The sequence below is a fragment of the Mesorhizobium sp. GW821-FHT07A06 genome (assembly GCF_059419085.1).
In genome coordinates this window covers 215,204-229,763 of the sequence record NZ_JBWKRC010000009.1, presented here as the reverse complement: position 1 = coordinate 229,763, position 14,560 = coordinate 215,204, and the positions used below count along the sequence as shown (strand labels likewise).

Annotated in this window: 15 protein-coding genes; 6 read left to right on the top strand and 9 right to left on the bottom strand. The window is 64.0% G+C overall.

The annotated features are described in order from the left end of the window. The first annotated feature begins 48 nt into the window (after nucleotides 1–48). The 3 genes from AC07SZ_RS25785 to AC07SZ_RS25775 all read left to right on the top strand — a co-directional run bounded on the left by AC07SZ_RS25785 (nucleotide 49) and on the right by AC07SZ_RS25775 (nucleotide 2,715). On the top strand, nucleotides 49–1,068 hold the full coding sequence (locus AC07SZ_RS25785) for an isopenicillin N synthase family dioxygenase (RefSeq protein ID WP_494916413.1): 1,020 nt from the start codon (nucleotides 49–51) through the stop codon (nucleotides 1,066–1,068). A 309-nt stretch (nucleotides 1,069–1,377) separates the two neighbouring features. After that, on the top strand, nucleotides 1,378–2,067 hold the full coding sequence (locus tag AC07SZ_RS25780; protein ID WP_494916412.1) for an SDR family NAD(P)-dependent oxidoreductase: 690 nt from the start codon (nucleotides 1,378–1,380) through the stop codon (nucleotides 2,065–2,067). Between the two features lie 396 nt (nucleotides 2,068–2,463). Continuing rightward, the gene (locus AC07SZ_RS25775) at nucleotides 2,464–2,715 is read left to right on the top strand and encodes a DUF768 domain-containing protein (protein WP_056565310.1); all 252 of its coding nucleotides are present in this window, start codon (nucleotides 2,464–2,466) and stop codon (nucleotides 2,713–2,715) included. A gap of 54 nt (nucleotides 2,716–2,769) precedes the next feature. Here AC07SZ_RS25775 and AC07SZ_RS25770 read toward each other — a convergent pair whose 3' ends face one another. The 3 genes from AC07SZ_RS25770 to AC07SZ_RS25760 all read right to left on the bottom strand — a co-directional run bounded on the left by AC07SZ_RS25770 (nucleotide 2,770) and on the right by AC07SZ_RS25760 (nucleotide 6,504). Beyond that, nucleotides 2,770–3,888: a DmpA family aminopeptidase gene (locus AC07SZ_RS25770; RefSeq protein WP_494916443.1), complete on the bottom strand. Its 1,119-nt coding sequence runs from the start codon at nucleotides 3,886–3,888 to the stop codon at nucleotides 2,770–2,772. Nucleotides 3,889–3,890: 2 nt separating this feature from the next. Beyond that, nucleotides 3,891–5,456 carry an exodeoxyribonuclease VII large subunit gene (gene xseA, locus AC07SZ_RS25765; protein WP_494916410.1) on the bottom strand — a complete coding sequence of 522 codons (1,566 nt, stop codon included), beginning with the start codon at nucleotides 5,454–5,456 and terminating at the stop codon, nucleotides 3,891–3,893. A 91-nt stretch (nucleotides 5,457–5,547) separates the two neighbouring features. Then, nucleotides 5,548–6,504 (bottom strand): LysR substrate-binding domain-containing protein, encoded by a 957-nt coding sequence (locus tag AC07SZ_RS25760; protein WP_494916409.1) that lies wholly within the window; start codon nucleotides 6,502–6,504, stop codon nucleotides 5,548–5,550. A 233-nt stretch (nucleotides 6,505–6,737) separates the two neighbouring features. Between AC07SZ_RS25760 and AC07SZ_RS25755 the strand changes: the two genes are divergently transcribed. After that, nucleotides 6,738–7,028, top strand: a complete 291-nt coding sequence (locus AC07SZ_RS25755; RefSeq protein ID WP_056565295.1) for a DUF1127 domain-containing protein — start codon at nucleotides 6,738–6,740, stop codon at nucleotides 7,026–7,028. A 173-nt stretch (nucleotides 7,029–7,201) separates the two neighbouring features. Here AC07SZ_RS25755 and AC07SZ_RS25750 read toward each other — a convergent pair whose 3' ends face one another. From AC07SZ_RS25750 to AC07SZ_RS25735, 4 genes are all read right to left on the bottom strand, one after another. Beyond that, a complete protein-coding gene (locus AC07SZ_RS25750) occupies nucleotides 7,202–8,215 on the bottom strand; it encodes a DUF937 domain-containing protein (protein WP_494916408.1) in 1,014 nt (337 codons plus the stop codon). An 89-nt stretch (nucleotides 8,216–8,304) separates the two neighbouring features. Next, the gene (locus AC07SZ_RS25745; protein WP_494916407.1) at nucleotides 8,305–9,678 is read right to left on the bottom strand and encodes a glutamate--cysteine ligase; all 1,374 of its coding nucleotides are present in this window, start codon (nucleotides 9,676–9,678) and stop codon (nucleotides 8,305–8,307) included. Nucleotides 9,679–9,925: 247 nt separating this feature from the next. Continuing rightward, entirely contained in the window at nucleotides 9,926–10,660 is a 735-nt protein-coding gene (locus AC07SZ_RS25740) for a 16S rRNA (uracil(1498)-N(3))-methyltransferase (protein ID WP_494916441.1), read from the bottom strand. A gap of 31 nt (nucleotides 10,661–10,691) precedes the next feature. Next, nucleotides 10,692–11,339, bottom strand: a complete 648-nt coding sequence (locus AC07SZ_RS25735) for a hypothetical protein (RefSeq protein ID WP_494916406.1) — start codon at nucleotides 11,337–11,339, stop codon at nucleotides 10,692–10,694. 88 nt (nucleotides 11,340–11,427) lie between these two features. Between AC07SZ_RS25735 and AC07SZ_RS25730 the strand changes: the two genes are divergently transcribed. Together AC07SZ_RS25730 and AC07SZ_RS25725 are read left to right on the top strand one after the other, a co-directional pair. Beyond that, a complete protein-coding gene (locus AC07SZ_RS25730; RefSeq protein WP_494916404.1) occupies nucleotides 11,428–12,126 on the top strand; it encodes a type 1 glutamine amidotransferase in 699 nt (232 codons plus the stop codon). Between the two features lie 325 nt (nucleotides 12,127–12,451). Beyond that, nucleotides 12,452–12,583: a hypothetical protein gene (locus tag AC07SZ_RS25725; RefSeq protein WP_013893872.1), complete on the top strand. Its 132-nt coding sequence runs from the start codon at nucleotides 12,452–12,454 to the stop codon at nucleotides 12,581–12,583. Between the two features lie 35 nt (nucleotides 12,584–12,618). On the opposite strand, the gene AC07SZ_RS25720 is transcribed toward AC07SZ_RS25725, so the two are convergent. Together AC07SZ_RS25720 and AC07SZ_RS25715 are read right to left on the bottom strand one after the other, a co-directional pair. Continuing rightward, nucleotides 12,619–13,386, bottom strand: coding sequence for a metallophosphoesterase family protein (locus AC07SZ_RS25720; protein ID WP_494916402.1), 768 nt, complete (start codon nucleotides 13,384–13,386; stop codon nucleotides 12,619–12,621). Nucleotides 13,387–13,423: 37 nt separating this feature from the next. Continuing rightward, the gene (locus AC07SZ_RS25715) at nucleotides 13,424–14,560 is read right to left on the bottom strand and encodes an alpha-hydroxy acid oxidase (RefSeq protein ID WP_494916401.1); all 1,137 of its coding nucleotides are present in this window, start codon (nucleotides 14,558–14,560) and stop codon (nucleotides 13,424–13,426) included.

Sequence of the window (14,560 nt, the reverse complement as noted above, 5' to 3'; positions counted from 1 at the left end):
GCGGTGATTTCAAACAACGCCCGGAAAGCACTGGGAAAGGAACCCGATATGCCAAGAATAGTGCCCGTGCTTGATTTGAGCCGTCTTGAGCAAGGCGCGTCCGAGCGCCGGACATTTCTGGCGGACTTGCGCTCCGCTTCGCGTGACATCGGCTTTTTCTACCTGGCCGGACACGGCATCTCCTGGGCGGAGATCAGCGAGGTACTCACCGCGTCGCGTCACTTCTTTGCCTTGCCGGAAGCCGACAAGCTTGCAATCGAGATGGTCAAATCCTCGCAGTTCCGCGGCTATACGCGCGCAGGCGGCGAACTGACCAGGGGCAAGGAGGACTGGCGCGAGCAACTCGACATCGGCGTCGAACGTCAGACGATCGCGCAAGGGCCGGGAATTCCGGCCTGGACGCGGCTGCAGGGGCCGAACCAGTGGCCCGCGGCGCTGCCGGATCTCAAGCCGGCGCTGCTTGCCTGGCAGAGCAAGGTGACGGCCGTGGCGATCCGGTTGCTCAAAGCCTTCGCGCTGTCGCTCGATCAGCCCGAGGACGCCTTCGACCCGATCTATCGCGGGGAACCCAATCACCGCATGAAGATCGTGCGCTACCCCGGCCGCGATGCAACTGGCGGCGACCAGGGCGTGGGCGCGCACAAGGATGGCGGTTTCCTGACGCTGCTGCTCCAGGATGACAACAAGGGACTCCAGGTCGACTATGACGGCAGCTGGGTCGATGTCGATCCCATTCCCGGCACGCTCGTCGTCAACATCGGCGAATTGCTCGAACTGGCCTCCAACGGCTATTTGCGCGCCACCGTGCATCGGGTTGTGACGCCACCAGCCGGCGTCGAGCGCATTTCCGTGCCGTTCTTCTTCAGCGCGAGGCTCGATGCGACGATACCGCTGCTTGGCCTTTCCGAGGAACTGGCGGCGCAGGCGCGTGGACCGGCCAGCGATCCGGACAATCCGCTGTTTCGCGATGTCGGGACCAATGTGCTGAAAAGCCGGCTGCGCTCGCATCCCGACGTCGCGCGGCGCCATTATGCGGATCTGCTTGAAGGGGAAAGCCGGGTTGGTTGAGCGCCCTGCCGAAGAAGGAATAGAATTTTCGCAATTCTGGCCAATCTTTAGAAAATCGTCCGTCGTATCTGTCCGAGAATCGGTACAAAAGAGAAAAATCCGTTCGGTGTTTTCCTCCCATTTCGCCGAGCGGTGTTCCCCTCTGAAGGTTATGACCTTCTTTTTGGCCGGGCCGTTTTCGCGCCCGGCCATTTTTCTGGAGCAATTCCAGGTGCCTCGGCGTTGCCGCCGCCGCGCTGATCCGGCAAGCTTCACCCCCGTTCATTCGCCAGTCACCGACCGCGATCCGTGCAAGGAAGGAGAGGTCTCATGACATCCAATGTCGCCGTCATCGCCGGTGCGGGTTCCGGCTTGAGCGCCTCGCTGGCGCGCCTCCTCGCCAAGGAAGGGTTCAGCGTCGTTCTGGCCGCCCGCAACATCGAGAAACTCGGCGCATTGCAGGCTGAGACAGGCGCGCAGGCCATGGCAACGGATGTCTCCGACCCCGCTTCGGTGGAGCGTCTGTTCGATGTCGCCGACAAGGCCGGTCCGCTCTCGCTGGTGGTTTTCAACGCCAGCGGACGCGCTCGCGGGCCGATAGCCGAGCTTGATCCCGAGGCGGTCCGGCAGGCTTTGCTGGTTGGGGCCTATGGCGGGTTCCTGGTCGGCCAGCAGGCGGCGCACCGGCTCATCGCCCAAGGGGCTGGCTCGATCTTCTTCACCGGTGCGACGGCAAGCGTGAAGGGGTTCGCCGGGTCCGCCGGTTTTGCGATGCCCAAATTCGGCTTGCGCGGGCTGGCCCAGTCCATGGCTCGTGAGCTGGCGCCGAAGAACATCCACGTCGCGCATTTCATCATCGACGGCGCCATCGCCTCGGTTTCGTCCGGGCAGGAGCCCGGTCCGCCGGATCGCCGACTGTCTCCGGACGCCATCGCCGAAGCCTATCTCTCCATCCATCGCCAGCACCGCAGCGCCTGGACCTGGGAAATGGAGCTGAGGCCCTGGGTTGAGACCTTCTGATGGGGCGCGGGAGTGCGACTTTGGTGCAACCTGTGGGCACGGTTGGCAGGAGTCGACATTGCGGGAGGATATCACTATATAGCGGCGGCCTCGCTGGCTCGCGCCTTGAGGGCGAACGTCAAAAAGCGGCTGTAGCGACAGCCATTGAGATTAAGAAACGGACTGAAAGCCGTAAAAGGTAGAAGCAATTGCTCGGCGCGGGCCAGATCCCGCCAACGGTACAGTCCTTCAGAATCAGAAAATGTTCTTCACCCCTCGATTTCCTTCGGCTCTGTGGACCCTGGACGGCATTGACTTGCCGGCTGGCCGCGACTCGGCTGGAATGGGAAGATGCATCCTTTGCGGGATGCCGACGTTTATGATTACCAACCGGCTTTGCCGCCAGGGAACAGCAGTATGAGTGAACACGCCATCGAGTTCTTGCGGGGATGGATCGGCGAAAAGGTCCATTGCCAGTCCCAGGCCAGGATCGACAAGCAGGCCGAGACATTGGCCAGGGAATGCGCCGCCAAGGCGGCCGAGGTCGGCATCCCGCTGGAGGACATCCAGGAAGAAGTCGGCGATATCCAGGAGCTCATTGCTTCCCGGCTCGAGGAAGCGGCCGAGGCCGACGAGCACCAGCAGGCCTCCAGCAAGGCCGCGGAATAGATTTTAACGGCCATTCTGTCTGAATGCGCGGGCCCGTCGGCCCGCGTTGTCGTCTCAGCCGAACTTTTCTTTCAACCAGGTCTTCGGCAGTGCCGGCACGAAATTGCCGTCGCGCCCGCTCATGTCGTCATTGGCGACGAGGGCGTTGAGGATCGATTCCTCGACCGCCTGGATCACGGCATCGAAGAACGGGTCGATGTCCGTATCGGGAATGAAATCGGCATTGGCGATCCGGCCGGACGGCGCCAGTGCCGCGGCAGGATTGGCCGTCGTGAAGGCGAGAAAAATATCGCCCGAGCTGTGATAGCCGAAGCCGCCGGTCATGGCGACGCCGAGCGGCACACGGCGGGCCAGTCGCTTCATCTGGTGCGGCAGGAATGGCGCATCGGTGGCGACAACGGCGATGATCGAACCCTTTTCGGCGCGGGGCGTGCCTTCGCGGATCGCCGGTTCCGTGAGTTCCGGCCCGGCACGCAGGCCGCGAAGGGTAAAATTGCGCCGCTTGCCGAAATTCGACTGCACGAAGGCGCCGACCGTATAGGAATGTCCCTGCCATCCAACGACGCGCGACGCCGTGCCCGCCCCGGCCTTGAAGCCGAAGGTGATCATGCCTGTGCCGCCGCCGACGCTGCCTTCCTCGACCGGCCCGCTGGTTGCGCCGTCAAGGGCTTCGGTCACGTGCTCAAAGCTCAGATGGTGACCGTTTATGTCGTTGAGAAACCCGTCATAGGTTTCCGCCGCCACCGGTAGGCCCCAGCCGCTGTCGAGCGCGGCCGGCAGCACTTGGTGCATCCAGCGCAGCGTGCCGTCGCGCGAAACGCCGCAGGAGTGCGTGTTGGTGATGGTGATCGGGAAGTTGAAGGCACCGGTTTCCTCGACGATGTGCGAGCCGGTCAACTCGCCATTGCCATTCTGGCTGAAGATACCGGCGAAGACCGGCGTGGCCAGATCGGCGCGTGGCCTGGGCAGGATCGCGGTGACGCCGGTGCGCACTGGCCCCTTGCCGACGACGAGCGCACCTTCCCCGGAAATCAATGTCGCATGGCCGACAGCGACGCCGGACACGTCGGTGATTGCGTTGAACGGCCCGGGCGTACCGTCGAAGCCTATGCCGAAGCTCCGTGCGCGCGGCTTGCCGCCGGGCGTGGCCAGATGGTGCGGATTTCCGGTCATGGTCAAAACAGCGATCCCTGGTTGCCGGGTTCCTTGGCCTTGGCCGCTGGCTTGGCAGCCGGCTTCGGCCGCGCCGCACCACTGGTTGCCACCGCATCCGCCGTGCCGTCGGCGAACTCCAGCGAAAGCGCCATCCCCGATGTTACGTCGGCGGCCTGCTTGATGACCGCGCCGTCGGCGTCCTTCACCAGCGCGAAGCCACGCGCCAGCACGGCCTTGTGCGAGAGCGTGGTCAGCAGGCGCTCTGCCTGGCTCAACTGGCCGCGCAGCCGCTCGAGCCGCAGCGAGATGACGCGATCCTGCCGCCTTGCGAGCGCCGCCAGTGCATCGGTCTGCTGCTTCTGCCTTCGTGCGATCGGTGCCGGCGACAGCCGCGTCGCGGTGCGCGCAAAGCGCGCGCGTCGCTCGCGCACGATGGCGAAGAACGCCGCCTGAGCGCGGGCGAGGTCACGGCCGGTGAGCGTGCGGGCCTCGTTGATGCGCCGCGACAGCGTGGCCGGCGTCAGCCTCTGGCCCTGGAGCCGCGCCCGCTTGCGATCGACGCTGACGGACAGGCCGCGGCCGAGCCTCGATGTCGCCTCATCGAGGCGCCGGCGCGGCAGCGCCAGCAATTGATCGGGCGAGGGCAGTGCGCGCGCCGCCGCACGCGCGGCCTGCCGCTTGCGTTCGAAATTGCGTGAGACGGCCGCCTTGAGCCGCGCGCCAAGGCTGGCAAGCGTCGCTTCGAGGTCGGCCTTCACGGGCACTGCGATTTCGGCCGCGCCCGTTGGTGTCGGCGCCCGCACATCCGCGACGAGGTCGATCAGTGTCCAGTCGGTTTCATGGCCGACCGCCGAGATCACCGGAATTCCGGAGGCGGCAACGGCGCGGGCGAGCGCTTCGTCGTTGAACCCCCACAGATCCTCCAGGCTGCCGCCGCCGCGCGCGACGATCAAGAGATCGGGGCGCTGGATCGGGCTATCCCAGGCCAGTGCATTGAAGCCGGCGACGGCATTGGTCACTTCCACGCCTGACGTCTCGCCCTGCACGCGCACCGGCCAGACCAGCACATGCAGCGGAAAGCGGTCCTTGATGCGATGGATGATGTCGCGGATGACTGACCCGGTCGGCGAGGTAACGACGCCGATGACGCGCGGCATGAACGGCAGCCGGCGCTTGCGTGCGGCATCGAAAAGCCCCTCGGCCTGCAGCCGGCGCTTGCGTTCCTCCAGCAGCGCCATCAGCGCCCCGGCGCCGGCCGGCTCCAGATTGTCGATGACGATCTGATAGTTGGACTTGCCGGGATAGGTGGTGAGCTTGCCGGTGGCGATCACCTCCATCCCTTCCTCGGGACGGAATTTCAGCCGGCTCATCGTGCCTTTCCACACCACGGCGTCGAGCCGGGCTCGGTCGTCCTTCAGCGCGAAATACGCATGGCCGGAGGAGTGCGGGCCCCGATAGCCGGAGATTTCGCCGCGAACCCGCACATTGCCAAAGACGTCCTCGACCGTGCGCTTGAGCGCGCCGGAGATCTCGCTCACCGTGTATTCGGTGGCGTTGGTGCGTGATTCGGATGCCGCTTCGCTCATCGGCCGATTGGGGGCTGGTTGGGGCCCCACGTCAAGGCGCCCGTATCCGGCCACGCGCTCAAGGCGCCTCGATTCTTCCCTCCCAGCCGGTCTACCAGCCGGGCAGAATCTGGTTCGGTCTCGTCCGTTTCATCTTGGCAAAGGCGAGTGCGGCGAAGTCGAATGTTCCCGTCTCCTCGCCAAGCGGCACCGAGATGTTGTCCAGGCTCTCCGAGATGTGGCGGGCAAGCGCATCGACGATCTCCGGCCGCGAAGTCTGGCCGCGCATGATGCCGATGCGGCAGTCGGGCAGGGCGCCGAAACCGTCGGCCTCGCCCAGCACCCGCATGCCGGGCCTGAGCGCGCATTCCGGCAGCACCGAGATCGCCAGGCCCGAAAGCACGGCGGCGGTGATGACGGTCGCCGAGAAACTGGTGAACAGGATGCGATAGTCGCGGTTCTGCTGGTCCAGCATATCGACGGCGGCGCGCCGCCAGATGCAGTTCGGCCGGCCGAAGGCCATTGGCAGTGTTACCTGTTCATGTGTCGCATGGTTGGCCGAGGTGACCCAAAGCAGCGGTTCGCGCCGCACCACCTCCGACTGGCCGCGCACATCGTTGTGCGTCACCAGCGCCAGGTCGAGATTGCCGCGCTTGATATGTTCGACCAGTCCCGGTGTGGGCTCGCAGATGACAGTCAGTTCGACACGCGGATTGGAGCGCGTGAAGCGCGCCATGATCTCAGGCAGGAAACGGTCGGCATAATCGTCCGGCGTGCCGATGCGGATCGTGCCCTCGAGTCGCTGGTCGTCGAAGGCGGCCAGCGTTTCGCGGTTGAGGTAGAGCAACCGCCTTGCGTAGGAGAGCAGCTTGTCGCCTTCCTCCGTCAGCCTGTTGCTGCGCCCCTCCTTTTCGAACAGCGGCTTGCCGATCCGCTCTTCCAGCCGGCGCATCTGCATCGACACCGCCGACTGGGTGCGGTGCACCTCTTCGGCTGCCCGCGTGAAGCTGCCGGTATCGGCGATTGAGATGAAGGTTTGCAACTGATCGAGATCGAGCGGCGCTTTCATCGGTCTAATCCATCATTGATGTTGATGTTAAAGATTAGAAACATTCGTTGGATTAATCAATCGGCCGATGGCAAGTTGGTATCGTCCACATGAAGCCAACGCATGTCGCCCAAAAGTGGACACCGGTTTTGGGACAACGACATGCATCTTTAAAAATGAATCGAAGCCGGAGCGGCCGCTGTCGCCAGCGCCGATCGCTTGGCTTTGTCCGCTCGACTCCGAAGGAGACTGCTGTGACCACGATCGATTTCGCCACCGAGACCTCGCGCATCACCTCGCGTCCGGCTGTTGCGATGCGCGTGGCCAACACCGTCTTCAATTTCTACCGCGCCTGGAAAAACCGCCGCGCCTTCTATCGCCTTGGCGAGATGTCGGACGCCGAGCTCGCCGATATCGGCCTGACGCGCGCCGACCTGCATGTCGCCATCGACGTGCCGTTTGGCCGCGACCCGACGGCGATGCTGCGTGAAATCGCCAGCGATCGCGTGGAGACGATCGAGGATCTTGCCCGCAAGGTGGCCTGATCGGTTGAGTTTCGGCCGCGTTGAACCTTTTCAGGGCTCAGCGCGACCAAAGGTTCTGCAGGCTTCCCACTCCCTGCCGGTTCCCCGCCGGCCTGCCTGCACGCTGCCCGGTCCTCCCAAGGACCGGGCTTTTCTTTTTCCGGCGTGTTCGGAAATGGTTGCCGCCTTGGCGCCTACCTGCGATCCATATCGCGCTTGAACTGATCGAAGATCGTTTCCACGCCCTTCTGATAGTCGTCGCGCTGCTGGGCGCCGGTCTCGAACATCTTGCCGAACAAATCGTCGAACGGGTTCCTCGGCCTGCCGCTCGGGTTGGCCTGCGGTTGCGGCGCCTGGCGCGGCTGCGGTGCCTGAGGCCGAGGCGCCGGCTGCCCGCCGCCCAATCCTCCCCCGCCGCCCTGCCGCAGCATTTCCTCGAAGATCTTTCCCAGCGGATTGTCACCATACGGGCTCTGCGTCTGCTGGGGCTGCGGTCGGGCTTGCGGCTGCGGCGCGCCGCCACCAAACATGTCCTGCAGCACCTTGCCGAGCGGATTGTCACCATAGGGGTTGGGCGCTTGCTGCGGCTGGTTTTGCGGTTGTGGCGTGCCGCCGCCGAACATGTCCTGCAAGACCTTGCCGAACGGGTTGTCCATCGGGTTCTGGGGCGGCGGAGCCTGACGTTGTTGTGGTGCCGGGGCCTGCATGCCGCCTTGCCGCATCATCTGCTCGATGATCTCGCCGAGCGGATTGTTGCCGCCGCCGAAACCTCCCGCGGACTGCATCTGATTTGTCGTCTGCTTGAACAGGCCGCCCATCACCATCGAGGCGATCGCGGGCAGCATCTGCTGCAGCACCTGCTGGCTGACGCCGCTCGCTTGCGCCGCCTGGCTGGCCACGGCGCGTGACAGGTCCTTGGACCCGAACAGATGTCCGAGGATGCCGTTGCCTTCATCGACGCCTTGCGGCGAGAACGCCCGGGTCGCGTCTTCGAAATATTTGGCGTGTTGGCCGCTTGCCATCGCCGTCATGAAGGCGCCGAGACCGTAGGGATCGGCGGTGTTGCGTTGCAACCCCTGCGAAAAGGCCGGCAGCAGTGCTGCGACCGCCGCCTGTGTCTGTTGCATCGAAAGCCCATATTGTTGGGCAAGCGCCTGCATGCCATTGCCGTTCTGGGCCTGGGTCAGCATGTCGAACAAGGTAGGCATCGGCTTCTCCTCGTGAATTCCTCGGAAGAGAGCCTAATTCGTTTCAACACTCGATTGAAGCAGCTTCTGCCGCTCCTCAACGCGCGCGGTTAATAGGCGTACTCCATGAACACCGGCTCGATCGAGCCGCCCCAGCGCGTGTGGTAGGCCGAAAGCATCTCCTCGGCGCTGGTCGTGCCGCGCGCAACCACTTCGTCCAAAGTGTTGAGGAACGAGGTCTCGTCGTAGCCGTCACGGTTCTTCTTGGCGCGGTTCTTCAGCCCTGTGCGCGAGATTGCCAGCACATCGCGCGCCATCTCGCGCAGCGTGGCGTTGCGGAAGGGCGCGGAAATGCCCAGCTCCGGCACCGCGTTTCGCATGGCCAGCACTTCCTTGTAGGTCCAGCTCGAGGTCAACGCCTCGGCCGCGTCGAGCGCCGCCTCGTCATAGAGCAGGCCGACCCAGAAGGCCGGCAGCGCGCAGATGCGCCGCCACGGGCCGCCATCGGCGCCGCGCATTTCGAGGAAACGCTTCAGCCTGACGTCGGGGAACAGCGTCGACAGGTGGTTCGCCCAGTCACCCATCGTCGGCAGCCCGTCCGGCACTTCGTTGCGCGCGGCGCCGGCCATGAACTGGCGGAAGGTGATATGGGTCATGTCGTGATAATGGCCGTCACGGATGACGAAATACATCGGCACGTCGAGCGCCCATTCGACATAGTCGGCGAAACCGAACTCGGGCGAGAAGCAGAATTCGAGCAGGCCGGAGCGCTGGTTATCGGTGTCGCGCCAGATGTCGCCGCGCCAGCTCTGCAGGCCGTTCGGCCGGCTCTCGGTGAAGGGCGAGTTGGCGAACAGCGCCGTCGACAGCGGCTGCAGCTTCAGCGAGACCTGCATCTTGCGGCGCATGTCGGCTTCGCTCTCGAAGTCGAGGTTAACCTGGATGGTACAGGTGCGGTACATCATGTCGAGGCCCTTGGTACCGACCTTGGGCATGTAGCGCGTCATGATCTCGTAGCGCGATTTCGGCATTTTCGGCGTCTCGGCCAGCGACCATTTCGGGCTGCCGCCGAGGCCGAGGAAGCGGATGCCCATCGGTTCGGCGATCTCGCGCACCTGCGCCAGATGAGCATTGCCCTCGCGACAGGTCTGATGGATGGTCTCCAGCGGCGCGCCGGAAAGCTCGAACTGGCCACCGGGCTCGAGCGAGATCGCGCCCTGGCCCGTCGGCTCGACCAGGCCGATGATGCGGCCGTCATCGATGATCGGGTCCCAGCCCAGCTTTTCCTGCATGCCTTCGAGGATGGCGCGGATGCCGCGCTCGCCGCCATAGGGCACGGGCGCGTTGCCATCGACATAGAAGGGGAATTTCTCGTGCTCGGTACCGATGCGCCATTTGTCGCGCGGCTTGTTGCCTTCGGCCAGGTGCTCGACGAGTTCGTCGACACCTTCGATCGGCCGGAAATCGGTTGTGTCGCGCGCCATGATCAAGCCCTCCGCACATGACCCCGGAAATCGATCTTCGATTTTCGGAAAGGATCATGGGCCAAATGAAAATGCTACAGCGTCCTTTGCGCGTCCGAAAGGACGCGCGGCACTGTAGAGCGGCCAGTGGAGCCGCCGGCGGTAAATGGACGAAATGTCAGTAGCCGATCAAGCGAAAAATCCTGAGCCACAGGTCAAGAGGAATTGAAGGCCACGATCCGCCCTGCCTCTTGCAAGACATGACATCCTACCAGTCTCCGACAGTTGCCTGCATCACCGCAAGTGCCGCCACGGCCGCCGTGTCGGCGCGCAGGATGCGCGGTCCGAGCGGAATGGCGGTGACGAAGGGCAGGGCGCGCAGCATCTTGCGCTCGTCATCGGAAAAGCCGCCCTCGGGTCCGACCAGCAGCGCAAGCTTCTTCTCCTTCACCTGCTGCAGGGCAGGCAGCGGATTGTTGGTCGAGGCGTCCTCGTCGCAGAAGACCAGCCGCCTTTCCTTGTCCCAGCCGGCCAGCAGGCGTTCGAACTTTTCCGCCTCGCGAACCTCCGGCACCGCCAGGATACCGCATTGCTCGGCGGCCTCGACGACGTTGGCGCGCAGCCGATCGATGGACGGCTTGGCGACTTGCGTATGCTGGGTGATGACCGGCTGCAGGATGCCCGCACCCATCTCGACCGCCTTCTGCACGAGATAGTCGAGGCGGCCCTGCTTCAGCGGCGCGAAACAGTAGATGAGGTCGGGCAGTGGCGGCTGCGGCCGCTGCAATGCCAGCACCCTCAGTCTGACCGCCTTCTTCGACTTCGCCGCGATGGCCGCCGACCACTCGCCATCGCGGCCATTGAAGACCAGGATCTCGGCGCCTTCGCCAAGCCGCAGCACATGCATCAGATAATGGCTTTGCTGCTGGCCGGCGTCGAATTCGGCATCCGCTCCGAGGTCGTCGGGCACAAACAGGCGTTGCATCTTGTAATTGGCGCGCATCGCCGAGGAATGAGCGAGCCGGCCGCCTGCGTCAAGCCTCGGCCGATGCATGCCACACCGGCCGAAAGCCATGCCGCAGGACATTGAGCGTCGTCGCTGGAGTGAGCAGCAAAAGCGTCTTTTCGCCGAGTGAGCCGAAATCAGCGGGCGGGCCGTAACCGGGGAACGACCAGCGCAGTGCCTTGCCGCCGCGCAAGGCATAGGCTGAACCGCCATCCGCAACCATGGCGCCGTCCGGCAGGCCGCCAAGGTCTTCAACGGCAACCACAGGCGGCTTGCCCCCCGAGGCCAGCCGCTCCTGGTGCAGCAGCTTGTCGACCTGCGGGGCGCGCGGCTCGGCAATGTCGAAGGCTTCGCCGAAGCGCTGGACAAACTCCCTGGCCCGTTCGCGCTGGCAGAAAAAGCAGGGGCGGTGTCCCGCCGCCAAGGCCGTAACCTCGTCGAGGAAGAAAAGCTCGGTCCAGCCGGCCTTGCCGCCGGGCCTGTTGCGGCCCATCGGCTCGCGCCGCACATTGCGGAATCGGCACACGCAGACGATCCAGGCCTGAAGCGCCCAGCGTTTCTTCAAGAGCGTCCTGGTTTCGGGATCATGGATGATGCCGCGATTGCCGGTGAACAGGCCGCGCTCGGGCACGGCGTGGATGGCGCCGAACGGATCGACCCGGTTCTGCAGTGGCATAGTTCTCTCCTGGGATACGCATCTTGGCTGCTATACGGGCGGCATGATATCGCTCGTCGCATCATTTTCATGTCAGCAGGGTTTTGCGATGCGGGTGCTGGTGGTCCAGAACTACGACAATACCGGCCTCGGCCAGGTTGGTGCCGCACTCGCGGAAGCGGGTGCCGATCTCGATGTGCGCCTCCCTTACAAGGGCGATCCGCTGCCGCGGGATGCGGCCGGGCACGATGCCATGGTGGTGCTCGGCGGCGGCCAGAATGCGTTGGCCGACGATGAATATCCCTATTTCCCGGCCTTGCTCGAACTGACCCGCGATTTTGCTGGCAAGGACCGCGCCGTGCTCGGCATCTGCCTTGGCAGCCAACTCGTCGCCCGCGCCTTTGGGGGTGAGAACCGCATCGGCGCCGCCAACGAATTCGGCTGGCGCGGCGTGTCGCTGACGCGGGATGCCAAGGCCGATCCGGTGCTGGCTGAACTGCCGGAAGAATTCCCGATCTTCCAGTGGCACGACGACACATTCGAACTGCCGCAAAACGCCGTACGGCTCGCCGGCAACGATGTCGCCGAAAACCAGGCGTTTCGTGTCGGCCGCGCCGTCTATGGCTTCCAGTTCCATTTCGAGGCCGATCGGCCGATGGTGAAGAACTGGAGCACCTCCTTCGCCCCCACCATTGCCGCGCGCCATCCCGACTGGGCCGGCAAGCTCGATGGCGAAATGGCCCGCAACGGACCCGACGCCGATGCCGTCGGGCTGGCCATTGCCCGCGCTTGGGTGGCGACCATCTGAGACACTCACTCACCAGAGCGAATTTCGAAACAGCCTCTGAGCGTCCATCTCTGCCACGTGACATAATTGGCACGCGGCCGTGAAACCGGCTGGGGAAAACCTCTTTCCTTCTTGGCTTGTGTCCGCCCGCCATTCTAGAAGGCGCGCGCTCTGCATCTGAAGTGCAACCGCGATGAACCTTTTGTGTGACCCGTGCGACACACCCTCGATACAGAACGCGCCTAGAAGCGCGAAATCGTCGAAACTTTGAAGCGAATTCTCCGTTTCAACGCATTGGTAACCGCCTGGTGCACAGATGCAGAAAGCTCAACAAGAGATGACCTCCGTGAAAGCAGCGCTTCTGTCCTTTGCCATGTTGTCCGCCATCGTGCTTTGCGGTCTCGGCATCTATGCCGCCGATGCCGCCAACAACCACAACGCCGTCGACGGCTACGGCGTTACCGCTTCGCTTCGCTAAAGCCGGCTCGCTGGCGACGCTTCCCGCGGCGCGGCTCAAGCTTCTTTTATTGTCATTTCCAGGATGCGTTTGTCCGCTCCGTCGACGACGAGCGCGGTAAGCATGCCTGATTGCCAGGCAAGCGTGTCGACATTGACGCGGTTGGCCATCACTTCGGCCTCGGGGACCGGGGTGTGGCCATGCACCACGATCTTCGGAAACAGGCCGGTGTGATCATGGAAAATGTCGCGGATCCAGATCAGGTCCTGCGGGCTCTGCTTGTCCAGCGCAATGCCCGGCCTGATGCCGGCATGGCAGAAGAAGAAGTCGCCTGATGTCACCGAGAACGGCAGCGACCGCAGGAAATCGACATGGCTTTGCGGCACGGCTTCGAGCAAGGCCTGATGTCCGCGTCTCATCGTCTCCGTCTTGCCGAACCAGCTGGCGTCCGGGGTGAGGGAGACCCCGTAGGACAGCGCCGTCTGGACGCCGCCATAGCGCATGAAGAGCCCTTCCGGTTCAGGGTTTCCCAGAAAATCGAGAAAGCCGATGTCGTGGTTGCCGGCCAGCATCAGGTTGCGCGGATCGCGTTCTCGGGCTTCGATCAGAAAATCGATGACGCCCTTGGAATCAGGCCCGCGGTCGACATAGTCGCCGAGATGGATCACCCGCCAATCGCGAACCGGTTTCCATTCCAGCTCGCTCTCGATCCGCTGGTGCATGGCGGCCAGCAGGTCAAGCCGGCCATGCACGTCGCCGATCGCGTAAAGGCGCACATCCTCTGGCCCATGCGCGTCGAGAAAATGGATGCCGGGTTCCGCCAACGCCTCGTGGTCTCCGTGGTCAGGCTGTCACCGGGCCCTAGCGCCGGAGCTGGTCCTTGCCCATGTCGGTGACCAGACGCTTTCCGCACAGCGCCAGCGTGATGTCCATCTCCTTGCGGATGATTTCCAACGCTTTGGTAACCCCTTCCTTGCCGAGCGCGCCCAGGCCGTAAAGGAATGGCCGGCCGATATAGGTGCCCTTGGCGCCGAGGCAGAGCGCCTTCAACACGTCCTGGCCGGAGCGGATGCCGCCATCCATGTGCACTTCTATTCTGTCGCCGACCGCGTCCGCGATCTCTTCCAGCGCCATGATCGACGACGACGCGCCGTCGAGCTGGCGCCCGCCATGGTTGGAAACCACGATCGCGTCGGCGCCGGTCTTGGCCGCCATCAGTGCATCCTCCTTGTCGAGGATGCCCTTCAGGATCAGCTTGCCACCCCAGCGTTCCTTGATCCAGGCGACATCCTTCCACGACAGCTGCGGATCGAACTGCTCCGTCGTCCAGGATGACAGCGAAGAGACGTCACCGACACCTTTGGCGTGGCCGACGATGTTGCGGAAGGTGCGGCGCTTGGTGCCGGCTATGCCCAGGCACCAGCGCGGTTTGCTGGCCAGGTCGATGATGTTGGCCAGCGTCATCTTGGGCGGCGCCGAAAGCCCGTTGCGGACATCCTTGTGGCGCTGGCCGAGGATCTGCAGGTCGAGCGTCAGCACCAGGGCCGAGCACTTTGCCGCCTTCGCCCGGTCGATCAGGTCGAGCACGAAATCCTTGTCGCGCAGCACATAGAGCTGGAACCAGAACGGTTTCTTCGTCACCGAGGCGACATCCTCGATCGAGCAGATACTCATCGTCGACAGGGTGAAGGGCACGCCGAATTCCTCGGCCGCCCGCGCCGCCAGCATCTCGCCGTCGGCGTGCTGCATGCCGGTCATGCCGGTTGGCGCCAGCGCCACGGGCATCGACACTTTCTCGCCGATCATGGTCGATTCCAGCGAGCGGTTGCTCATGTCGACCAGGACGCGCTGGCGGAACTTGATCTTCTGGAAGTCTTCTTCGTTGGCCCGATAGGTGCTCTCGGTCCAGGCGCCGGAATCTGCATAGTCGAAGAACATCTTGGGCACGCGCCGGCGGGCGAGATCCTTGAGGTCTGCGATGGTGAGAATGTCGCTCAT